Annotated in this window: 20 protein-coding genes; 7 read left to right on the top strand and 13 right to left on the bottom strand. The window is 64.8% G+C overall.

Annotation, left to right across the window (positions count from 1 at the left end):
- Positions 1-7: 7 nt before the first annotated feature.
- The 3 genes from AC3WVS_RS07610 to senB are packed head-to-tail and all read right to left on the bottom strand — an operon-like array spanning position 8 to position 2908.
- Positions 8-859 (bottom strand): putative selenate ABC transporter substrate-binding protein, encoded by an 852-nt coding sequence (locus AC3WVS_RS07610; RefSeq protein WP_492318080.1) that lies wholly within the window; start codon positions 857-859, stop codon positions 8-10.
- Positions 843-1916 carry a selenide, water dikinase SelD gene (selD, locus tag AC3WVS_RS07605; protein ID WP_492318079.1) on the bottom strand — a complete coding sequence of 358 codons (1074 nt, stop codon included), beginning with the start codon at positions 1914-1916 and terminating at the stop codon, positions 843-845. The genes AC3WVS_RS07610 and selD overlap by 17 nt, the downstream gene beginning before the upstream one ends.
- On the bottom strand, positions 1913-2908 hold the full coding sequence (gene senB / locus AC3WVS_RS07600) for a selenoneine biosynthesis selenosugar synthase SenB (protein ID WP_492318078.1): 996 nt from the start codon (positions 2906-2908) through the stop codon (positions 1913-1915). Before senB ends, selD begins: the two co-directional genes overlap by 4 nt.
- Here senB and senA point away from each other — a divergent pair.
- Together senA and AC3WVS_RS07590 are read left to right on the top strand one after the other, a co-directional pair.
- The gene (senA, locus tag AC3WVS_RS07595) at positions 2895-4109 is read left to right on the top strand and encodes a selenoneine synthase SenA (protein WP_492318077.1); all 1215 of its coding nucleotides are present in this window, start codon (positions 2895-2897) and stop codon (positions 4107-4109) included. The two genes, senB and senA, sit on opposite strands and share 14 nt — an antisense overlap.
- A gap of 321 nt (positions 4110-4430) precedes the next feature.
- Positions 4431-5891, top strand: coding sequence for a PQQ-dependent sugar dehydrogenase (locus AC3WVS_RS07590; RefSeq protein ID WP_492318076.1), 1461 nt, complete (start codon positions 4431-4433; stop codon positions 5889-5891).
- Positions 5892-6002: 111 nt separating this feature from the next.
- Here AC3WVS_RS07590 and AC3WVS_RS07585 read toward each other — a convergent pair whose 3' ends face one another.
- Entirely contained in the window at positions 6003-6914 is a 912-nt protein-coding gene (locus tag AC3WVS_RS07585) for a LysR family transcriptional regulator (protein WP_492318075.1), read from the bottom strand.
- A 377-nt stretch (positions 6915-7291) separates the two neighbouring features.
- Between AC3WVS_RS07585 and AC3WVS_RS07580 the strand changes: the two genes are divergently transcribed.
- The 3 genes from AC3WVS_RS07580 to yddG all read left to right on the top strand — a co-directional run bounded on the left by AC3WVS_RS07580 (position 7292) and on the right by yddG (position 10410).
- Positions 7292-8188: a pyridoxal-phosphate dependent enzyme gene (locus tag AC3WVS_RS07580; protein ID WP_492318074.1), complete on the top strand. Its 897-nt coding sequence runs from the start codon at positions 7292-7294 to the stop codon at positions 8186-8188.
- A 26-nt stretch (positions 8189-8214) separates the two neighbouring features.
- Positions 8215-9183: a tripartite tricarboxylate transporter substrate binding protein gene (locus tag AC3WVS_RS07575; RefSeq protein WP_492318073.1), complete on the top strand. Its 969-nt coding sequence runs from the start codon at positions 8215-8217 to the stop codon at positions 9181-9183.
- Positions 9184-9465: 282 nt separating this feature from the next.
- Positions 9466-10410, top strand: a complete 945-nt coding sequence (yddG, locus tag AC3WVS_RS07570) for an aromatic amino acid DMT transporter YddG (RefSeq protein ID WP_492318072.1) — start codon at positions 9466-9468, stop codon at positions 10408-10410.
- Between the two features lie 70 nt (positions 10411-10480).
- Here the strand turns inward: yddG and AC3WVS_RS07565 are convergent, their stop codons facing one another.
- From AC3WVS_RS07565 to AC3WVS_RS07550, 4 genes are read right to left on the bottom strand one after another with little or no spacing between them, the layout of a single operon-like run.
- On the bottom strand, positions 10481-11488 hold the full coding sequence (locus AC3WVS_RS07565) for an NADP-dependent oxidoreductase (protein ID WP_492318071.1): 1008 nt from the start codon (positions 11486-11488) through the stop codon (positions 10481-10483).
- Positions 11469-12380, bottom strand: coding sequence for an SDR family NAD(P)-dependent oxidoreductase (locus tag AC3WVS_RS07560; RefSeq protein WP_492318070.1), 912 nt, complete (start codon positions 12378-12380; stop codon positions 11469-11471). Before AC3WVS_RS07560 ends, AC3WVS_RS07565 begins: the two co-directional genes overlap by 20 nt.
- Positions 12377-13036: a Dabb family protein gene (locus tag AC3WVS_RS07555; protein WP_492318069.1), complete on the bottom strand. Its 660-nt coding sequence runs from the start codon at positions 13034-13036 to the stop codon at positions 12377-12379. Before AC3WVS_RS07555 ends, AC3WVS_RS07560 begins: the two co-directional genes overlap by 4 nt.
- Complete coding sequence (locus AC3WVS_RS07550; protein WP_492318068.1) at positions 13026-13370, bottom strand: hypothetical protein; 345 nt, start codon at positions 13368-13370, stop codon at positions 13026-13028. Before AC3WVS_RS07550 ends, AC3WVS_RS07555 begins: the two co-directional genes overlap by 11 nt.
- 298 nt (positions 13371-13668) lie before the next feature.
- On the opposite strand from AC3WVS_RS07550, the gene AC3WVS_RS07545 reads away from it, so the two are divergent.
- Positions 13669-14652: an AraC family transcriptional regulator gene (locus tag AC3WVS_RS07545; RefSeq protein ID WP_492318214.1), complete on the top strand. Its 984-nt coding sequence runs from the start codon at positions 13669-13671 to the stop codon at positions 14650-14652.
- A 48-nt stretch (positions 14653-14700) separates the two neighbouring features.
- Here AC3WVS_RS07545 and AC3WVS_RS07540 read toward each other — a convergent pair whose 3' ends face one another.
- The 4 genes from AC3WVS_RS07540 to AC3WVS_RS07525 all read right to left on the bottom strand — a co-directional run bounded on the left by AC3WVS_RS07540 (position 14701) and on the right by AC3WVS_RS07525 (position 19542).
- Entirely contained in the window at positions 14701-15816 is a 1116-nt protein-coding gene (locus AC3WVS_RS07540; protein ID WP_492318067.1) for a sensor histidine kinase, read from the bottom strand.
- Between the two features lie 179 nt (positions 15817-15995).
- Positions 15996-16688 carry a TVP38/TMEM64 family protein gene (locus tag AC3WVS_RS07535; RefSeq protein ID WP_492318066.1) on the bottom strand — a complete coding sequence of 231 codons (693 nt, stop codon included), beginning with the start codon at positions 16686-16688 and terminating at the stop codon, positions 15996-15998.
- A 92-nt stretch (positions 16689-16780) separates the two neighbouring features.
- Positions 16781-17782, bottom strand: a complete 1002-nt coding sequence (locus AC3WVS_RS07530) for a tripartite tricarboxylate transporter substrate binding protein (RefSeq protein WP_492318065.1) — start codon at positions 17780-17782, stop codon at positions 16781-16783.
- Positions 17783-17847: 65 nt separating this feature from the next.
- Entirely contained in the window at positions 17848-19542 is a 1695-nt protein-coding gene (locus AC3WVS_RS07525; protein WP_492318064.1) for a thiamine pyrophosphate-binding protein, read from the bottom strand.
- A gap of 145 nt (positions 19543-19687) precedes the next feature.
- On the opposite strand from AC3WVS_RS07525, the gene AC3WVS_RS07520 reads away from it, so the two are divergent.
- The gene (locus AC3WVS_RS07520; RefSeq protein WP_010812617.1) at positions 19688-20392 is read left to right on the top strand and encodes a GntR family transcriptional regulator; all 705 of its coding nucleotides are present in this window, start codon (positions 19688-19690) and stop codon (positions 20390-20392) included.
- 53 nt (positions 20393-20445) lie between these two features.
- Here the strand turns inward: AC3WVS_RS07520 and AC3WVS_RS07515 are convergent, their stop codons facing one another.
- Positions 20446-22248, bottom strand: a complete 1803-nt coding sequence (locus tag AC3WVS_RS07515) for a sulfatase family protein (protein ID WP_492318063.1) — start codon at positions 22246-22248, stop codon at positions 20446-20448.
- Positions 22249-22433: the final 185 nt, after the last annotated feature.

Raw genomic sequence — 22433 nt, 5'->3', positions numbered from 1 at the left:
ACCGGCATCACTGGATCAGGCCCGCGGCCCGGGCTGCGGCCTCGATGCCGTCGTAGTTTTCCGGCCGGGTGGGAATGTACTTGGCGGTCCGCTGCAATGCCATGATCTCCCGGTGCTCGGGATTGGCCGGGTCAAGCCGCAGGAACGCTTCGGTCAGCTTCTTGCGCAAGGCCGGATCGAGCCCGCCGCGCACGGTCCAGTTGTAGTCGTAGTAGGGCGGTGTGACAGCAAATACCCTGACCTTGGCGGGATCCACCTTGCGTTGCTCCACCAGCTTGTCCCACACCGAGGCATTGAGCACGCCGGCGTCGGCCCTGCCGGCCTGCACAAAAGCCACCGTCGCATCGTGGGCGCCCGAATAGGCGACCGTCTTGAAGTCCTTGTCCGGGTCGATGCCCGCCTGCAGCAGGAAGTGCCGTGGCATCAGGTGGCCGGAGGTAGAGGACGGCGCGCCGAAGACGAAGGTGTGGCCTTTGAGGTTGGCCAGTGACTTGATCGCGCTGTCGGCGGTGATGAACTTGCTGGTGAACGCGGCATCTTCCTGGCGCTGGACGATGGGGATGGTGGCTCCCTTCGTCCGGATCTTGCTCTGCACATAGGTAAAGCCGCCCAGCCACGCCATGTCGATCTTGCCGGTGGCCAGCGCTTCGACCACCGCAGCGTAGTCCGTGACGGGCACGAACTTCACCTTCATGCCGGTTTCCTTCTCCAGGTAGTTGCCAAGCGGCGCGAACTTGCGCTGCAGCTCGGTGGGGGACTCGTCGGGAATGGCCGAGACCTTCAGGACAGCCTGGGCACTGGCGAGGCCGGCAAAGCCCAGCAGGGTCAGCGCGGCAAGGCGCTTAAGCAACGGCAACACGGGCGGCACCTTGCGTCATTTCTCCGATCACGGCAGCGTCTGCGAAGCCTTCCCGGCTAAAGATCTCCAGGATCTCGTCCACGGCTTCCGGTGCGCACGACACCAGCAAGCCGCCGCTGGTCTGGGGATCGGTCAGCAGTGCCTGCTGGCTTGGCGTGACCGACGTGGACAGGTCCACCTCGCTGCCGTAGCTGACCCAGTTGCGCCCCGATGCGCCGGTCACCAGCCCTTCGGCGGCCATGCGCTCGACCCGCGGCAGCAGTGGAATCCGCCCCATGTCCAGCCGCGCGCCGACGCCCGCGCCACGACACAGCTCCAGCAGGTGGCCGAGCAGGCCGAAGCCGGTCACGTCGGTCAGCGCGTGGACAGCCGGCAATTCGGCCAGCAGTCGGCCGGGCGTGTTGAGTTTGGTGGTGCAGGCAATCAGTTCCTGATAGCCAGCCGCGTCGAGCTTGTCCTTCTTCACCGCGGCGGACAACACGCCCACGCCCAACGGCTTGCCGAGGATCAGCTTGTCGCCCGCCTTGGCGCCGCTGTTCTTCTTGACCCGGTTCGGGTGCACCAGACCAAGGACCACCAGCCCGTAGATCGGCTCAAGGGAATCGATGGTGTGGCCGCCCGCGACCGGGATGCCCGCCTGGGCACAGATCGATTCGCCGCCTTCGAGGATCTTGCCGATGACCTCGGGCGGCAGCTTTTCGATGGGCATGCCGACCAGCGCCAGCGCCATGATCGGGGTTCCGCCCATGGCATAGACGTCGGAGATGGCGTTGGTGGCGGCGATACGCCCGAAATCGTACGGATCGTCCACCACCGGCATGAAGAAGTCCGTGGTGGCGATCAGGGCCTGGCTCTCATTGAGCTGGTAGACCGCCGCGTCGTCGCTGGTTTCCTTGCCGACCAGCAGGGCTGCCGGAGCAGGGAAGCCGACCGAATTCCTGAGGATTTCAGAAAGCACACCGGGGGCGATCTTGCACCCACACCCGCCGCCGTGGGAAAAGGCGGTGAGCTTGATCTTTGCGTTGTCTGGCTGGTCCACTGCGGGGCTCCGAGTCATTCTGGTTTCAAGGCGTCGGCGACAAGTTTACTCACTTCCGCCCGTTCCCGCGCCGGCGCGAACAGCGGCGCGCGAAGTGCGCATTGCTGCCGCAGGCGGTCCAGGAACCCGGCATCCCGGCTGGTGCGTTCCAGCACCAGTGCCAATTGCGCGGCGTCACCCAACGGAAAATAGCCTTCGTAATCACGGCCCAGCATGCCGACGTTGCCCGGGATGCGGCTGGCCAGCACCGGCACGCTACTGGCGACGGCCTCGATGATCACGTTGGCGCCGCCTTCCATGGCGCTGGAGATCACCATGGCCTGTGCTTTCCGGATGTGCTGCAGGGTTTCGTCATGGGGCAGGTTTCCCAGCCAGACATAGCGCCGCACACCGGGCCAGGCTCGTGCTTCCAGCGCCAGGGCTTCCTGCTGATAGGCGTCATCCAGCGCGCCGCCGATGTGGATCAGGCGCACGCGCGAATCGTCGGGAAGCAGCGAGAGCGCGCGCATGGGCGTCAGCGGGTCTTTTTCCGCCCGCATGTGGCCGACCAGCACGACCTCGAAGTGATTCTGGCGGGGCGCCGCGGGCGCGCATGCCGGGGCAGACTGGTAGATCACCCGGCACCGGGCGCGATGCGCGGCCGCCAGTTCGGCCAGCCCTTCGTCCTGCAGCACCACCAGGTGGGTGGCGAGTTCGAGCGAGCGCTGGGCCGATGCATCGGTGCGGATGTCGCGGTACAGATCGGTGCCGGTCAGCACGACGATCAGCGCACGATCCGGACAAGCCTCGGCGAACCTGGCGATGGACTCGGCCGAGCGTCGGGCGTGCAGGGCGATGAGGCAGTCGGGCAGGGCGCCGCCCGGGCTGGCCGTCGACCATTCAGCGGCCAGCGTGACATCGTAGTCCCCCTGCAGGAACCGGGCCCAGCGATTGGCGGTTTGCCAGTTGCCATTGTTGGCTTTGCGCAGCGCTGGACTGATAATCGCGACGGTGGCCTTGGGAGGACGCATGACGACAGGTTCTGAGGGGGCGGCAGCAAGAAGGATAAACAAGTTCGAGCTGGATGCGGCGTTTGCCGATGCGCACCGGCGCACCTGGGCCGTGCTTGAGGAGCTGTCGCCGTCCCAATGGCAGGTTCCGTATGACGCGGGAATCAATCCGCCCTTGTGGGAGTATGCCCATATCGCCTGGTTCACGGAGCAATGGGTGCTGCGGGAGCCACGTGCCGGCCAGGACGGCTGCTGGGTGGCCAGCCTCCCGTCCATGCTGCCGGACGCCGACCGCCTCTTCGATTCCATGCGCGTCGCCCACCGGGACCGATGGCATCTTGCGCTGCCCCGGCTCTCCGAGATTCGCGACTACGCAGCCGCCGTGCTGGAGCAAGTTCGCGCCAGGCTCGCCACATCGGACGATACCGACGCGGCGCTCTATTTTTTCCGGCTCGCCTTGTTCCACGAAGACATGCATGCGGAGGCGCTGACCTATATGCGCCAGACCCTCGATTATCCGCTGCATGCCCCGCTCGGCATGCCTTCCATTGCGCCAGGCGCCGGCGCGGCAGCCGCGGGCGGCGGCACGTTCCAGATGGGGTCGCCCAGCGGGGGCGACGGCTTCGTCTTCGACAACGAGAAGTGGTCCCACCCGGTCGATATCGCCCCGTTCCGCATCGATCGCACTTGCGTCAGCAATGCCGCATATGCGGCATTCGTGGCCGCCGGCGGCTACCGCAACCATCAATGGTGGTCAGACGACGGACGCGCATGGCTGCAACAGAGCAGGCTGGCGCATCCGCTGCGCTGGCGCCGGACAGCCGGCGGCGCCCCGGGGCAATGGGCGTTGCGCTGGTTCGGGCAGTGGGTGCCGCTGCCGCTCGAGCAGCCGGTGTGTCATATCAATGCCTACGAGGCGGAAGCCTATTGCCGCTGGGCCGGCAAGCGCTTGCCCACGGAAGCCGAATGGGAGTATGCGGCAACGCATGACCTGATCCGCTGGGGTAGCGCCGTGTGGGAATGGACGGCAGATCCTTTCGTGCCCTATGCAGGGTTCTCGCCCGACCCCTACCAGGAATATTCCGTCCCCTGGTTTCACACGCATCGCTCGGTTCGCGGCGGATCGTTCGCCACCCATGCCCGCATGCAGCATCCTCGCTACCGGAACTTCTACCTGCCGCACCGCAGCGACCTCTTCGTCGGATTCCGCTGTTGCGGTTGAGGAAGGAGGGCGTCTCCATCCGCTGCAACATGCGCTCAAAGACCTCGGAAAAGCCTACAAGAACTTCTTCGAGAAGCGGGCCGACTTCCCGCGGCAAATGGTGGCGCTCATGCATCCGGAATACCTGGCCGAGCCCGATACGCAGCGGCTGCTGGCGCGCATGCTGCATGCCCTGCTGACGGCGCCGATGACGCGCGCAGGAAGCATTTTTTACAAAGGCGAGGCGCGCCTGCCGCCGGAAGCGCCCGGCGGGACTAGTGCCAGGGCCGTGGTTCAGTTCTTGCATGGCAGGCTGTGCCTGAGCCGTGACAGGAGCGCGCCATGTCCGAAGCACTTCGCTACTCGCTTTGCCGATTCTTCATCGCCTGCTGCCTGGGTATCGCAGCTTGCGGAGGGGGCGGGGGAGACGGGGGCGGTGACGGCAGCACCGGCGCGGGCACCGGCGCGCTGACGCTCTCCATCTCCGGCCTGCCATCCGGGACGTCGGCGGCCATCACGGTATTGGGGCCCGGCCAGTTCCGCCAGACCGTGACCCAGTCGACCACGCTGTCCAACCTGGCTGCTGGCAGCTATACCGTCAGTGCCGCCAGCGTGCTGACTGGCAGCACGCTCCTCAAGCCGCAGCCGCCTTCGCAGACCGTGGCGGTGACCGCGGGCGGCCGTGCTTTGGCAAGCGTGGAATACGGCTCACCGGAAACAGTGCAGTTGTCGCTGACGCAGGTTGCCGGCGGGTTATCCGAGCCCATCTTCCTGACCGCGCCCCCCGGCGATCCGCGCCTGTTCGTGGTCGAGCGGGCCGGCCGCATCCGGATCGTGCGCAACGGCGCATTGGTCGCTACGCCGTTCCTCAATATCGCCGCGCTGACGACGACCGATGGCGAGCGCGGGCTGCTGTCGATGGCGTTCGATCCCAACTATGGGACCAACGGCCGCTTCTACGTCTATTACACCGACACCAATGGGGCCATCACCATCGCCCGCTACAAGGTATCGGCCGCGAATCCGGATATCGCCGAGGCATCCGGCACCGTGCTGCTGTCGATCCCGCACGGCACCTTCTCCAACCATAATGGCGGCCAGCTCGCGTTCGGCCCGGACGGCATGCTCTATATCGGCACGGGCGACGGCGGTGGCGGTGGCGATCCGTCGGGCAACGCCCAGAACCCGGGAATGCTGCTCGGCAAGATGCTGCGCATCGACGTCAGCGGCGCATCCGGCTACGGCTTGCCTGCCGGCAATCCCTTCGTCGGCCAGTCCGGCAGCCGTGGCGAAATCTGGGCTCTCGGCCTGCGCAATCCGTGGCGGTTCACGTTCGACGCCGGCTTACTGTATATCGCCGATGTCGGCGAGGACCAGCGCGAGGAAGTCGACGTGGCGCCGGCCACCAGCGCTGGCCTGAACTACGGCTGGAACCGGACCGAGGGCACCGCCTGCGTGGGTGCGGCCACTTGCGACAAGACCGGGCTGACCATGCCGGTGTTCGAATACGGCCACGAAGCGGGCGCTTGTGCCATCGTCGGCGGCTATGTGTACCGGGGCAGTGCCAACCCGGTGCTGCATGGGCGGTACTTCTATTCCGACCTTTGCACGGGCAAGCTGCTGAGCTTCATGTATCGCGACGGGGTTGTCGCAGAACAGGTCGACTGGAACGTCACGATCCCGGGCAGTGTGTTCTCCTTTGGCGTGGATGACGCGCAGGCGCTGTACGTGCTGGCCGATCCGGGCACGTCGGCGACGAGCGGGCGGGTGTATCGGATCGATGTGTCGGGCGGCACGCCTTAACGGCGGGGCGCAGGAGCACTGCGCTTCGGGCAGGGACTCCTGGCCGTTGAACCGCCGCGGACGTGCTGCTATGGCACTTTCCTGCACGCGCCCCTCATTGCTGCACGTGCATCACAGCAAATCGGCCAACCGCTGCCGGCATAGGCTCACGAACTGCTGTGCCGCCGTCGACTGGCCTTGTGCCGGATGGAATGCCAGGATTGCGCGGAATCGAACGGGAGCGGTGAGCGGTACGCTGCGCAGCCCGAGCGCTACGTAGCTACGGGCCACCAATGGATTGGTGATCGCAAGGCCAGCACCGGCCAGGGTCAGTGAGCACTGCGTGTGGCTGTACGGTGTTGTCGCCACGAAACGCGGCTCGATGCCGGACTCGGAAAAGCACGCTTCCAGCCGGCGTTGCGCAGGATCCGAAGCGTCCAGGCCGATCAACGGAACCTCGATCAGATCCTCGATGCCGACTTTCGCGCGCGCCGCGAAAGGATGCGTCGCGGGAGCGACGCAAACCGCCTGCACTGCGTAGAACTCGGACGCGGTCAGGCCGCTGGTGTCCGCCTCGTCGCCCATGAACGCGATGTCGAGTTCGCGCTGAAGCAGGCGCTCGCGCAAGCCCCTGGAGCTGTCGACCTCCAGCTGGCAGCGAACGCGGGGGTGGTTGTGGATGAAGTCCGCCACCGATGACGGCATCACGCTGGAGGCCATGGCGTGCAAGGCGCCGACGCGCAGGACCGTATCTTCATAGGAACGCAGCTGATCAATTTTGCGCTGCACGGCGTCGAGGCCGACATAGACGCGCTCGACCTCGTCGATCAAGGACGCCGCCTCGGGCGTGGGCACCATACGCCCTTTGCTTCGGTCGAACAGCCTTAACCGCGCTGCCTGTTCAAGCTGCAGCACGATCTGTGTCACGGCGGGCTGGCTGATGTGCAGGGCTTCGGCGGCCCGGCGTGCCGATCCCAGGCGCATGACCATGCGAAACACCTCGATTTGCCGGGCGCTGATCACGATGTCGGTGGCTGTCCCCATACCCAATCCTATAAGTTTTGCTTAATTCGATAATCGGAATGCCTGCGCTGCCCGGGCGTGACATCACATAGACTCGGGTCATGACCACTTGGGCTTTTATCATGCGCGCCAGCCGCTATCCGCATCCGACCGAAGCGCTTGTCAATCCGGCGATGCATGCCCTGCAATGCATTACCTGCCACGCTCAATATCCAGTCAGCGACATGCCGGAAGGGTGCCCGAACTGCGCAAGCGCCGGCCGGCCCAGCAGTCTCGAAGTTGGCTACCAGCCCCACGCACTGGATTTTGCGCCAAGAAGCGGAAGTTATACATGGGGGCATTGGCAGCCGTACCTGGAAGGTGTGTCTTTGGGGGAGGGCGCCACGCCATGCGTACCGGTGCCAACCCTGGCGTCGTTGGCGGACGTGGCGTCCGTCTGGATCAAGAATGAAGGCGCAAATCCGACCGGCTCGCACAAGGATCGCATGTCGGCGCAGGCCGTAAGCCGGGCGCTGGATATCGGCGCGAGCGAGGTGGTGCTGGCGTCAAGCGGCAACGCCGCAGTCTCGGCCGCGGCCTATTGCGCCGCCGCGGGACTGGACTGCGAAGTCGCGACCTACCAGGCGCTTCCGTCCGTTTTCGATGCCGCGTTGCGTTACTACGGTGCGCGGCGTGTCATCTGCGACAACGGTCACGCGCGATGGGCGCATGTCCGCCGCCGCGTCAGGGAAGAGGGAGCCTTTGCGCTGACCAACTACAGCGTGCCCGCGGTGGGTAGCCCGGTATTTGGTGTGGAAGGCTACCGTGCTGTCGCACTGGAGTGGGTGGCGCAAGGATGCCGCCCCGACCATGTCATGGTGCCGACGGCGCGGGGGGATCTGTTGTGGGGCATCTATAGCGCGCTACGGGACTTGGTCGCGCTGGGGCACCTTTCGAAGCTGCCCCGCCTCTGGGCGATCGAGCCGTTCCCGCGGCTGTCGCGCGTGCTGGCGGGCGCGCCGCAGCAGTCGGACTTCCCGGGCACGACCCAGCAATTCTCCACGGCCGGCTCGACCGTGACCGCGCAGCAGGTCCACGCCGTCAGGCAATCGGGCGGCGGCGCGGTTGTCATCGACGACGCGGCAGCACGCGATGGCACCCGCGGTCTCGCTGCGGCCGGATTCTGGGTCGAGCTGTGCGCGGGCGCGGGGTTTGCCGCGACGCAAGCACTGCGCGCCGACGGGCGCATCGCCAGAACGGAAGCAGTCATGCTGATGCTGACTGCACGCGGCGATCGCGATCCGGGACAAGCTTGATTTACAGACAATTTTCGGAGCCACCCATGAACTTGCGTTCTCTGTTGACTGCCGTCACATTCGGCCTCGCGGCTCAGGTACCGTCGGCCCTGGCCGCCTACCCTGAAAAGCCGATCCGATTGATCGTGCCCTGGGCTGCCGGCGGCAGTACCGATGCGCTGGCCCGTGCGGTCGCGCAGCGAATGAGCGAATCGATGGGCCAGCCCGTGGTCGTCGACAATCGTGCCGGCGCCTCCGGCCGCATCGGCGCCGACATCCTGGCAAAGTCGGCTCCCGACGGCTACACGCTGGGCGTCATCGAGCTGGCTCATACCGTGGCGCCGTCAGTGTTCCGCCAGATGCCATACGACGTGTTGCGCGATTTCACGCCGGTTTCACTGCTCGGCGAGGCGCCGCTCATCCTGTTCGCGGACAGCACGCACTATCGCGCTGGCGACGTCCAGCGCTTCCTTGCGGACTCACGCAAGGCAGGAACGCCGCTGCAGCTTGCCACCAGCGGGAACGGCACGATCAGCCATCTGGCCGCCAAGATGCTTGAAGCACAGGCGGGCATCCCGGTCGATGCCGTACCGTACCGGGGCTCGGCGCCCGCGCTGACCGATGTGTCCGCGCAACTGGTCAAAGGCCATTTCGCCACGCTGGCAAGCGGCAGCAGCCTGCTTGGCGGTGGCAAGATCGCGGCCTTGATGGTGACGGGCCCGGTGCGCGTGCCTTCGCTTCCCGGCGCGCCGACCGCAGCCGAAGCCAGGCTGCCGGGAATGCAGGTCAGCCAATGGTGGGCCCTGGTGGCTCCCGCGCGGGCACCGTCTGCCGTCGTGAGCAGGCTTGCGGACGAAGTTCGCGCGGCATTGGCGAATCCGCAGACCAAGGCACGGCTCGACAGCCAGGGTATCGACCTCAAGGCGTCCTCGCCTGCTCAACTCGGAGACCGGCTGCGCGCAGAGACGGATCGCTGGGCGAATCTGGCTAAGCAGGCTGGCATTCAACCCGAATGACTAGACCTGGACAAGCGCCTGGATCCTGGCATGGGGAGTCTATATCGGCCCGCGTCGTGACCGCCACAACATGACGGCTGGCCCAGTTGCTGACAATGCCTGCTCTGGGAGCGGTGAAAACCCCGGCATCTTCTCGACTTCGTTCCCATCTGGATCGACGTATCCGACCGGTAATACGCCAGGCAGGTGAAATGACGGGCCATACCCGCGTTGGCTGCGGCTGAGCATGGTGCCCTTACAATGCCGATGGTTCAGATCGACTGGTAAGTGCAAACAGGTGTCATGCAAAGCAAGAGCAAAGCAACTCTCATCGGGCTCATCGCGATTCTGTTATGGAGCTCGATTGTCGGCCTGATTCGCGGTGTCAGCGAAAACCTTGGGGCAACCGGTGGGGCGGCAATGATCTATACCGTCGCCTCGGCCCTGCTCTTGCTGACAGTCGGTTTCGTCAGAATGCAGGATTTTCCCCGGCGCTATCTGGTTTGGGGAAGCATTCTGTTCGTTTCCTACGAGCTGTGTCTTTCCTTGTCCATTGGCTACGCGAACAGCAGCAGGCAAGCCATTGAGGTGGGGATGGTCAACTACTTGTGGCCGAGCTTCACCATGCTGTGTGCCATCGCATTCAACAAGCAGAAGGCCAACTTGCTGATCATTCCCGGCTTCCTGATCGCCATTCTCGGGATCTGCTGGGTGCTTGGCGGGGATCAGGGCTTGGACTTGGCCGGGATGGCGGAGAACATCCAGGACAATCCGCTCAGCTATGGGCTGGCCTTCCTTGGTGCCCTGATCTGGGCGGCATATTGCACTGTGACCAACCGGATTGCCGAAGGCAGGAATGGCATCACGCTGTTCTTCATGCTGACAGCGCTGGCCCTGTGGATCAAGTATTCCGCCACAGAGAGCGGGACGATGGAATTCAGCTATCAGGCAGTGATTTATCTTGCGTTGGCCGCCTCCGCGATGGGGTTCGGCTATGCGGCCTGGAATGTTGGCATCCTGCATGGCAATGTCACGGTCCTTGCTGGCGCTTCCTACTTCATTCCGGTGCTTTCCGCCGCCCTGGCGGCCATGCTCTTGCGTACACCCCTGTCGATCGCCTTCTGGAAGGGCGCATCCATGGTATGTGCCGGGTCGATCCTCTGTTGGCTGGCAACACGTGGGCAACGTTCCAAGGCACCTCCGTCGCCAGAATTACCGCGGTCGCGCCAACGTGTCCAGGAACCGTGAGTGCGCGTGACCGCGCTGTTTGATCAAGCAAGCAGCATCCAACTTATGATTCAGTCGGCCTGATGCCTGACTAGAAGCCAGCGACCAGGTCGTGAGCATTGGCTGGCTCGTCGATACGCAGCACCAGCTTGCTTGCCGCCTTGCCCGACTGCACCAGATCGAGCGCGCGCCCGGCCTGCTCCAGCGGCAGGCATTCGATGCGGGGCGGGCGCAGGCGCCCGCTGCCGAGCAGCGCCGCGATCTCGCGCAGCTGCGCGCCGCTGGGCATCTTGCTGAACGCCACCGCGGTGCGGACGCCGCGCTGCGTGGCTGCGGCAGGATCCGGGCCGTTGTCGCCGCTGACCAGCGTCAGGATGGCGACAAGGATGCCGCCGGGCCTGAGCAGGTCCATGCCGTTCGGCAGGGTGCCGCAGCCAACGGCGTCCAGTACCAGGTCGACGCCAGCCGGCGCCCATGCCTGCATCGCGGCAGCGATGTCGCCGCCACGGTAGTCGATTGCCAGGTCGCACCCGAGCGCCATCAGTTCGTCGCGTCGTGCCGTGCTGCAGGTGGCAGCGACGGTTGCGCCGGCCGCCTTTGCCAGTTGCACCGCAAACGTGCCGACCGCGCCGCCACCGCCATGAACCAGCACCGTCTGGCCTGGCTTGAGTCCGCCTTCGTCGAAGAGTCCGGTCCAGGCGGCCAGCGCCGGGGTCGGGACTGCCGCGGCCTCGGCAAATCCCAGGTTGTCGGGAATCGGCACCACGCAATCCTGGCTGACCGCGACGTACTCGGCATAGGAACCCCATTTGCCTGCGCCGACCGCGGTTTGCGCGAACACGCGCTGTCCCGGGACGAAGTCCTTGACGCCGCTTCCCACCGCTGCCACGACGCCGCTGGCATCGAATCCGATCACGAACGGAAAGCTATATTGCATGAAGTGGCTCAGATAGCCTTCACGGCATTTCCAGTCAGCGGGATTCACGCCGGCACAGGCCACGCGGATCAGGACTTCGCCGGCAGCGGGTTCCGGCGTCGGGAGGTCTCCAAGCCTGAGTACGTCGGGTCCGCCGGTACGGTCAATGACGACAGCGCGCATGCTCTTCTCCATGGGCTTGCTTTGCGGACAGTTCGTGGTTCAAACCGGGATGTGCCCAGGACGGGATCACTGGCGGCGGCAGCATGCCCTGACCATCAAGCGTACGGACGCTCAGTCCGTGCGCCAGCGGGAAGTGCAGGCTATGGGCGATGTGGCCGGTGCGCAGCCGGGCCGGCACGCTGCAGAGTGCAAGCGCCGTTTCCACCAGGTACTCCACTGGCTCGGTCGGATAGCCGTCCGGGATATAGCGCTCGCTGCCTGGCGTGCGGATCGCCGTGCTCGGCGCTACCGAATTGACCGCGATATTGTCGGCCTCCAGTTCTGCCGCCAGGCCCTCGGTGAACCGGTTGATGGCGGCCTTGACCGCGGCGTAGGCCGTGACCCCGCCAGCCCGGTCAAAATCCTGATACGGGCGAGCAGGCGACAGGGCGGTGACGGAGCCCAGGTTCAGGATCCATCCCGCGCCGCGCGTGCGCAGCAGCGGGATCGCTGCGCGGCTGAGCACGAAGGGGATGCGCAGGTAGTGCTCGACCGTCCGGTCGAAGATTTCCAGCGGCATCGATTCGATGCCGCTGTATTCCGCCATGCCGGCATTGTTGACCAGGATGTCGAGACCGCCCGCGGCGCTTGCCGCCTGCGCCACCAGGTCGTCGCGCTGCGCCGGGTCTTCGAGATCCGCCGCCAGCGCGATGGCACTGCCCCCTTGCCGCCGGATCTGGCTCACTGTCTCGGCCAGCGTGCCAGGCTCGTCGTCGGACTCGCCTGCGCGCCGTGCCGTGGCAACCACCAGCGCGCCCTCCGCCGCGAAGCGCTGCGCGATGGCGCGGCCGATGCCGCGGCTGGCGCCGGTCACGAGCGCAATCTTCCCTGTCAGTTTTCCGTGTGCGGTCATGGCGCGTATTCCTCTGTGCGGTTGTGGTTGGCAATCAGGCTTGTCGCGAGCGGGCAGAAGGCATGGGAGATCGCCTGGACTGTCCATTCGGGAAACTCGGGGTCGAACCATCGGTCGACATGGCCCCAATGAAAGGGGTGCATCAGGTATTCGCCCAGCAGGTCGTCCGCGCTGGCGAACTCCTGCTGCCAGACATGGGTCCAGGTGCCGGGCGACAGGGCGCGGGCAAGGCGCCAGTTGCGGATGCCGGACATGTACTCGGGCATCCGCAGCAGGTCCTGCTCAAGTGCGCGGACCTGCCGGTCCGGCGCTTTAGGCCGGACCCGGAACATCAGCGTGCGCCAGATCCCGTGGCGCAGCTGAGGGGCGCGCAGACCGCCCGAGATCGGGTGATAGGCGACGCTATCCACCTCCGCCATGCCGGCCAGCGCGGTGGCCAGGCCGGTGTCGTGACCGGGCGAGCCGGATGAAGTCGCGTCGAATTGCAGGTCGAGCGTGTAGTCGCCAGCGCCCCAGCTTCCCGCCAGGTTCCGGCCAATCGCCACATCGCGCAGGCCCGGCAGCGTTTCAATCCGCGCAAGCAGGGCTTGCTCCTGTGTGCACGTCCCGGCGCTGAAGCCGGCGTGCAATCGCACCTGTGCTGTCTCAAGCCGCATCGCTATGCTCCTTGCGCCGGGTCAGCGCAGCTGTCGCATCGGCCATCACATGGCGGCGGCGGGCTTCACACAGCGTGCCAACTGTCGACCAGAAGGCTAGGGCCGGAGCATCGATGCTTGCGCGCATGGCGTAGTAAGCCGGCGCATCCGCCACTTGCCACAGCAGCCACAGCGTATTGGGTGCATCTTCCAGCGCCACGGGCGGCGACACCCAGCGCTGCAGCAGTGCCAGGCCCCTGGCGGCGCTGCCGGGCAGGTACTGGCTTTCCAGCAGGCTCAGCACAGTGGGCAGGTGCCCGGGCGCGAGCACGATTTCATCGAGTATGTGGATCACGGTGTGTCTCGCGCGACGCAGGCGTGGCAGCAAAGCTGCGATGCCGGAGCCGGGGGTTTTTGCGGGAGGGAAGCGCGGTCATGGGTTGTCCCGTATAGCCATGGTGTTTGTGGCATGGCAACCTCCATCGCCCAGGCCGTGCGCAAGCTGCCGCGCGGGTGGAAGTGCCGGGATGATTATGGGAGGCCAGGCCGCACCGGATCCCCACCCGAACGATCAACCATCGCTACCGAAGCAATCACGACCAGCGACCATGAATGCCCACATACCGGGGAATCCCGTACCTGTTCCGCACGGCATGGTGCAGCGCCTGCTGGACGAACTGAAGCGGCAGGGCGTCGAGGTTCCACCTGCCGCCGGCGCATCCGGGCATGCGCCGCCCGCCAGGTTCACCGCGCTCTACCGCGCCGCGATCGAGCGGCTGGAAGCCCTGGTCGCCAAAGGCAACGGCCACCCCCCGATGCGCAAGCAGGAAGTGGACTTGCTGTGCCGTTGCGTCTTGAGCAGCCAGACGCTGAGGGAGGCGATCCGCTGCGCGGCCGACTTCTGCGCGATGCTGTATCCGCGCGCCGGTGCGCTCAGCCTCGGGCAAAGCGCAGGCCAGGCGGTGTTCCGCATGGATTCGCTGCGGCGTGCGAACTCCTCCGCGGCTTGCCTGGTGGATCTGACCGGTCTCTTCTTCTATATGCTGCTGTTCGGCTGGCTGGTCGGCCAGCCGCTACGCCCGACCCACGTCTACCTGGCGCATCCCCGGCGCGAGGACGCCATGCCTTTCCTGGGCTTGTTTCATGCCGCGGTGACGTCCGGGACCCAGACCTACGGATTCGAATTCGATGAGGCCTTGCTCGACCGCCCGGTCGTGCGCCAGGCCGCGGAGCTCGATGCCTTCCTGGAAGACTTTCCTTACCGGCTGATCGGTGCGCCGGTCGAGGTCGTATCACTGAGCCAGCAGGTGCACGGCATCCTGCATGCAGCGCTGGTGCATGGCGCGCGGCTGCCGACGCTGGCTGAGCTGGCCATGCGCTTTGATGTGAGCGAACCGACCCTGCGCCGCCGTCTCGCTGCCGACGGCAGCAGCTACCGGGCGCTGCGCGAACACAGCCTGCAGGAATACGCCGAACAATGCCTGTGCACGACCAACTGGCCGGTAGGAAGAATCGCGGAGCAGCTTGGCTTTGCCAGCGAGGAAGCGTTTCGCCGGGCGTTCCAGCGCTGGACCGGGCATGCGCCGACGCGCTTCAGGCGGGAAAGCAGGGGTGAGGTGGTGAACGGGAGTTGGTGAAGCGGTAATTCCAGCTGTCGGCGATAGAGAACAGGCTGCGCGCGCCCGTTACCTGCGACGCGGCAGACGCACGTCAAACGTGGTCCCTGTCTGGTCGGAGCGCGCCTCGATCGATCCCTGATGGGCCTTGGTAATCTCGCTCACTATATACAGCCCGAGTCCGAGGCCGTCCGCGTTTTTTTGCTCCTGATCCGGGCCTCTCCTCAGCGGGTCAAAAAGGCGCTGCAGCGACAGCGGGTCAATGGCGGGACCACTGTTCCTGACCTCGAGAAGGACTTCCGCGTCATGGCCGGTGACTACAACGCGGACCGGCTCGTCCGGCGCGCCGTACCTTATCGCATTGAGCACCAGATTAGAAAGCAGTTGCTGCAGGCGCGGACCGTCCCAAATACCCTGCACGTTGTCCTTCACCTCAAGATCGATGCGGCGGGCCGGATGAGCTGTACGCAACTGGTCCACGGTATCGGCAACCAAGTCAGCCAGATCGACGTCGTCAGGCGTGATGTTGATACCCAAGCCGAGTTTCGTTCGGTTGAAATCGCACAGATCATTCAGAAGAGAATTCATGCGGGAACCGCTTCGAATCAGCCGGGCTGCAGCTTCCGATACCTTCTCCCCCGCGTTCAGCGCCGCCAGATATGAGGCGGTCGTCTGGATGGACTGCAGTGGGCTGCGCATATCGTGCCCAACCATGCCGAGCAACAGGTCGCGAGCCTGCTCTACCTCCGAATGGAAAAAATCCACGGACTCCGCGACTGCCTGGTCGATAGCCTCGTTGAACCGCATTACTTCGTCCAGATCCGGGGCGGCCGGCTGACATTCGTCAATCCACAAGCGCAGCACGCTGGCGCGCAGCGCCCGGTACTCAGCGACCAGTTGATTGATGTTGAAGCCACCGCGCGCGCGCATGAGGGCGTGTGTTTGTGCAGCGGTTTCCGGCGCACCGAGTAGCCTGGGGGCCTGCCCCATTGATTTTTCGCGTTGAGCTTCCCTCGTTTGCGGGGTCAACAAATCCTTCGCCACGGCTTGCAGGATCTGCGGTGCGTGGTCACGCAGCGCGAAGGAGTCCATGCCTCTTGCGGCCGGCAGCAGGGTGGTCGCAAATTCCTCCCATGTCGCCACAATGCGCGCAGTGTCCCGCATGATGAAGTCAGCTAGCCGCATGTCTCCTCCTGAAGCAACCGAGCGAGCCCCCGGAAATGCACTCTTGGGAATTTATCTTAGGATAGTTGTCGGCGGTTCCAGTAGCGTCGGATACGGCCTTGAATGACCGATCCGGCACAAACGCCGGTTGACCGGCCATGGGGCGAAAGTGGTCTCCCGCAGGCCCCTGGCAGCCCCGTTCAGCGCCGTTGCAGGCCGCCTGACCTATGCTTCCTGACCGCACGCAGCACCAGGCCCGCAAGCACCGCGACGACCGCCAGGATGCCGACGGCGATGAGAAACGGTAAGGGCCGATCGATTGCCAGGCTTTCCCCGGCCACGACGATACCCAACGCATAGCCCGCTTCGGCGATGGCCATCGCGGCCAGGAATTTGCGGAAGGGGTAATGCATGGAGCCGAACAGATAACCGGGAATTTCCGACGGAACCGCGATACAGAACAGCAGCACCGCCCAGAACTTCATGCGCTGCGAAACGTAGTCCTGGTATTTCGCCAGCTTGTCCTCGTAACCACTGCGGGCGAGCAATGGGTAGGCCAGGCGGCCGATGCCGAAGGCGGCCACAGCGCCCAGCAGCCAGCCGCCCCAGAGCAGAACAATGGTGAGCGGCTTGCCCCACACCTCGGTGGCCGGCGGCACCAGGACCACGCTCGAGGCGAAGGCGAGCATGGCAGACACGGCCGAGAACAGGAAGAAGACCAGCGCGCCTGCCGCGGGGTGCTGTTCCATCGTCGCCCGCGCCCAATCGATGGCCTGGTCGACGAAGGCCTTGAACGGAGGCGACAGGACGACCAGGCCAATCAGCACCGCCGCGGCGCCGACTGCAAGCCAGAACCAGACGGGGCGCCGATTGACAGACAATTTGCTCACCATACGAAATTAGAACCGCGGGCCGGGCCAAAGTTTCGAGGCGACTCTTCAGCCCGGTCCGCGGCACCCCCGAATGCGATGCGTTCGGCCCCGCCTCAGTCTTCCAGCTTCAGCCCGGTCTTCTTGACGAAGCTGTGCCAGCGCTCGTATTGCTCGCGCGCATAGCGGTCTACGGTGGGACCATCGGTGGCCATGACCTCGAAGCCGGCCGCGGTCAGCTTTCGTTTGGTTTCCGGGTCCGACAATGCGGTCTGGAAATCTTCCGTCAGTTTCCTGACGACCGCAGGTGGGGTGCCTGCCGGTGCGAAGATGCCGATCCACGAGTAGGCCTCGAAGTCCGGGAACCCGGACTCGATGACGGTTGGAACATCGGGCAGGTCGGGCAGGCGGCGCGCGCCCGTCACGGCCAGCGGCTTGATCTTGTTGGCAGAGATCTGGCCGTTCAGGGCCGCATAGCTCAGCAGCGTGATACTGGACACATTGCCCAGCACTGCCTGGACCGCGGGACCGCCGCCGGCGTAGGGCACGTGCATCAACTCGACCCGAGCCTGCCGCTTCAGGTCCTCGGCCACGAGATGGTTCATCGAGCCAAGCCCGGTGGAGGCGTAGCTGTATTTGGACGGCTCACGCCGCGCAGCGTCGAGGAAGCTGCGCAGGTCCTTGCCAGGAACGGTGGGCGATGCGCCGATCACGAGCGGGAAGCGCACGGCAAACGTGACGCCAGTGAAGTCCTTGAACGTGTCATAGGGGAGCCTGGACTTCGCCACGGGGTTGATCGCATGCGTATCGAAGGCGACCAGCAGGGTATTGCCATCCGGCGCGGAGCGAGCCACGTACTGGGTGGCGACCTGGCTGGCAGCGCCGGGCCGGTTTTCGATGACCACGGGCCGCCCGGCCGCCTCCGCCAGTTTCGGCTGGATGATGCGTGCGGCAATGTCGGTGCTGCCGCCGGGCGGGAAGGTGACCACCAGCTTCAGTGGCGTGGCATTGTCAGGCCCTGCTGCTGCCGTTGTCAGCGGCAGCAGCAGGCAGGCAAGGGCCACCACGCCGGCACCAAGCGCTTTCTGGCGGCCTGGTGCCGCAAGTCGGCTAGACATAGATACCTCTCCCATCGTTGAGCTTTGGTTCGGATCAGATAAGCGTTCTGGACATGGCCTGGATGTCAGCCCATCCACTGGCTCACGGGTGCGGCGGTGTCCTGCAGTTCCTGTGAAATCACGTCGACCAGCGCCGGGCCATCATGCTCCAGCGCCGCGCGGATCGCGGCATCGAGCTGTCCCGGGTCTTCCACGCGCCAGGCCTTGATGCCGAACGCCTCGGCAACGCGCGCGTGGTCCGTGCGGCTGAAATCGACCGAGAAGTAGCGTTGCTCGTAGCCGGCCTTCTGGCTTGCCTTGATCCATCCATATACAGCGTTCGAGAACACGATCATCTTCAGCGGAATCCTGCGTCGCGTCAGCGTTTCCATCTCGCCGCAGGTAAAGCCGAAGCTGCCGTCGCCCATGACCGATACCACGGTCGCACGCGGGCGCCCAACGGCCGCGCCGATCCCGGCCGACATCGAGAAGCCAAGGGCGCCGTGGGCCCGGTTGGTGATGAAATGGCGCCCAGGCTTGCTGGCGTTGTAATACGCGGAGAAATACGGGCAGGGCGTGCCGGGGTCGGCCACCACGATGGCGTCATCCGGCAGCAGCCGGTTGAGCGCATCCACCACGCGCTCCGGCTTGATCGGCACATCGAGCGAGGCTGCCAGCGGTGCGAAGGCGGCGAGCTTGGCGGCACGCGCGGCACCGGCCAGCGCGGCGCCGTCGGCAGCGTCGGACGGGCGGTGGGCCAGGCGGTCGCTCACGGCGGTGTTGAGCGCCTTCAGGGCGAGCAGGGCATCGCCAACCATGGCGACGTCAGTGCGGTAGTTCGCGGCAATCACCATCGGATCCGCATCGAGATGCAGGATTGCGATGTCCCGCGACGGGAAGCGCCAGTGCTCGGTGGTGGTCGAGCCGGCGCGGCAACCGATGAACAGCACGGCGTCGGCCTTGGCGACAATCTCGCGCGTGGCCATGATGCCGCCATTGGCACCGACCACGCCGGCATTCAGCGGATGGGTGTCGGCCAGGCTGCCTTGCCCGCTGACGGTGGTGCAGACCGGGGCATTCAGCATGCCGGCCAGCGCTTCCAGTTCTGCGCAGGCGCCAGAGATGACCACGCCACCACCGCAGATGATGACCGGCATGCGCGCTGCGACCAGCCGCTGCGCTGCCCGTTCGATCTCGGCCGGGTCCGGCGCATAGCGCATGGCAGGGAAGCGGTCGTGGCCAGGCTGTGCCCATACGTCGGCAACATCCACCTCATGCTTCTGCACGTCGTATGGCAAACACAGGTGCGCGGATCCGGGCTTGCCGGTGGTCATGGCGCGGAAGGCGCCGCGCACCGCGCCCGGGATCTGGTCGGCACGGTCGATCGTGGTGTTCCACTTGGTGAGGGGGCGGTACAGCGCTTCCTGGTCGAGTTCGGTCAGGGGGTACTTGCCGCGCGAGCCGACCGACACGTCCGAGGTAATCCCAAGCACAGCCACTGAAGATTCATTGGCCTCGACCAGACCCGGCAGCAAGTAGGTGGCTCCGCCGCCACTGGGCCCCTCGCATACGCCAACCTTGCCGGTTACGCGGGCATAGGCGTCAGCCATGTAGCCGGCGCTGCGCTCATCGCGCGTCAGGATGTGGTCAATGCCATGGTCGAGGCGGGCCATGGCGTCATAGAAGGGCAGGCTGGTATCGCCGCACAGCCCGAAGACGTGCTTTACACCATTCAGTTGAAGCATTCGGACCATGGCTTCAGCGCCGTTCATCTTCGTCATTCCAGGAGTCTCCAAGTCAGTGTCGGGCAGGCAAGATAAGAATACACTGCAGGATACAATTAAGTATACTTAAACTTGAAGGCATGGATGCGTCACCTGGCGGCTCGGCAGCGTCGGGTATGATCGCGGCCAACGAGGAATATCTATGCAAGCAACCAACGGCATGAAGCCGCTGATTTCCGCTGTCAGGCGCAAACGGGGATCCGATGTCATCAGTCGATTGCGCGAGATGGCGATTTCCTACGAGCTCAAGCCCGGCGAACGACTCAATGAGATCGAGCTGGCGGAACGCCTCGGCGTGAGCAGGACGCCAGTGCGCGAAGCGCTGACCCGCCTTGCCACCGAGGGCTTCCTGGTGGAGTCCAGCCGCGGCTATGTGCGCCGGCCGCTCGATATCCAGGAAATGCTGGACCTATACGAAGCACGCGTAACGATCGAGCGCGATTGCCTGCGCCTGGCGTTCGAGCGGGCCTCGGCTGAGAGCATCGAGGAGCTTGCGCGATACCTCGAGCACAGCAAGTCGGTGCCCGCAAATACCCCGATCCCGCAACTGGTGGAACTGGACGAAGGCTTTCACCTGCGCATTGCCGCCATGGCGGGCAACGCCGAACTCAAGCGGATGCTGGTCAGCCTGAACGAACGCATCCGGTTTATCCGCTGGATCGACATGGAGAATATCGGGCGCGATTCCACCCAGAGCGAACACGCTGAAATCGTTCACGCCTTGCAGGCGCACGACTGGGAGAAGGGAGAAAAATGCCTGACTTCGCATATTGCCTTGCGGCGCGAGCAGATTGTCGAGGCCATTGCGAAAGGCCTCACCAGGATCTACCTGGCGGAACAGCGCTAGCGGCCAGCCAATGCCGCCCCATCGGGCAGCCTAAGCTGTCTGGGCCGGTGCGGTCAGGCTCCCGCCATCGTTTCCGCACTGACTTCCCATCCTGCGTCTATGCCACCGGGCAGCATCTGGCCGCGGTCCTCGCCAACCTCGGCATCAGTCAGCTGATTCAGCTTTTCGTTCATGGCGACCAGTAGTTCCCGTTGCTTTTCGCCTGCCGCCAGGTTGTTCATCTCGAAGGGATCGGCCTGCAGATCGTACAGCTCCACGTCGTTGAACCGGTAGAGCTCCTCCAGGGTCTTCGGCTTGTTATGCTGCCTGGGAGAAAAGTACCGTGCAAAGCTATAGCGTCCATCGTAGACCGCACGCACCGCGCCGCGCTTCATCAGGTCCGGGCGGATACCGGCCTGCTTGAGCTGGTCGGGCTTGCCACCGCCCTGCAGATGGGCAACAGCCTTGAAAAGATAATCGCCATCCAGGTAGGCCAGCATGTTGTAGCAGAACAGCGCGCCATCGCGAATGGCGTTCGCTTCGGCTGCGTCAGGCTTTGCAAGCAAGCGGGAAAAATCCTTTCCCGGTAATCCCTTGACGATGGCTGCGCGCTTGTCAGTCGCGACGCCAGTCAATGCAACCAGGGTGGGCGCGATGTCCAGATGCGAGGTGACGGCGCGACACTGCTTTCCACCTTGATAGGCGGGATGGGCAATGACCAACGGCACGTTGTTCTGCTCCCGATAGGAGACGGCGCCTTTTGCATGGAGCTGGTGGGCACCGTCCATGTCACCGTGATCCGATGTCAGGATTACGATGGTCTTGTCGGAGAGCCCTGCAGCGTCAAGCTCGGCCAACAGGGCAGCGATATTCCGGTCGACATCCCGCATGCAGTTCAGGTAATAGTTGTGCCGGCGGCGCCAGCGCGCATCTTCATTTGGAATGGCTCCGACCAGGGCGTCATGCGAGCGCAGGAAATCGCGGTGTGCCGCAGGGCGCCCAGGCGCGTCAAGTGCCTGTTTCCGGCTTGCCGGCAGCGTGAATTGCCACTGCTTGCCGTATAGCGGGTCGGCCGGGTCGCGCGCGACATGTGCGAGGCCGCGCATTGCCTGAACCTCGGTGCCGGGCGCGTCGGTGTCGTAGAACATCACGTCGTGCGGGTTGACGAGGTTGACGGCCAGGAACCATGGCCTTCCCTGCGCCGCCAGCTCACGCCCTTTTCCGCGCAGCCAGCTCACACCCATTGCAGCAATCACCCCGTCGTGCAGGTACCCACCGCTGGTGTGGGCAATAATGTCGCCGATTCCGATGTAGTCGGAAAAGCCATAGGCTTCCATTTCCTGAGTGAAGATCTTGGTTGGCGTGCCAAGCTTGTTGACGGTCTCGAATTCCTTGGTGAGGTGCCACTTGCCCTTGTACGCCGTGTAATAGCCGGCGTCACGAAGCATGTCACCGAGCGTCCGTATCTCCGTTGACATGCTGCTAATCCACGGGAAGTTCGTGTTGTCGAACATCCGGGTGTGCTGGATGTGCTGGCCCGTGTAAAGAACTGAGCGGGACGGGGTGCAAACACATGAATTTATGCGGTGATTGACAAAGGTCGTACCGCGCTTCATCAAGCGATCATGTGCAGGCAGGCCATAGCCCTTGGGCAACTCGCCAGGTCGGAAGTAGCGCTCCTGGTCAACGAGGATAAACAGGATGTTGTACGGTCCCGAAGGCAGGCTCCCAGCGGCCTGGGCCGCGTCGCTTGCCCCCGCTGGCGCATCCTTGGCATCCGCGCCTGCGCCAAGACCCAGGGCGATGGCCCCAACCCCGGTAGTCAGGAGGAAATCGCGCCGCGTCAATGTGCCGCCAGGCTTGTTGTCGTTGCTCATTGGCTTCTCCCTGCCTGTTCGCGCGGCCCATGGCGGGTGGACGCTGTGCTGCCGCAGGCCCGCCCAGGCATGCGTAAGACAGTCTAGCAAGCACATTTTCTGCCGCCAAGGCAGGGCGCGGCGCCGGCAGGAGGCGATGGTTGGCAACCACACACATTCGCAGTTTCGCGGGTCGGCCGAAAGGC

This window comes from Cupriavidus sp. CPT47-8839-RL05A, assembly GCF_058792255.1.
The sequence above is the reverse complement of the archived record's forward strand: the minus strand, read 5'-3'. Positions and strand labels throughout refer to the sequence as shown.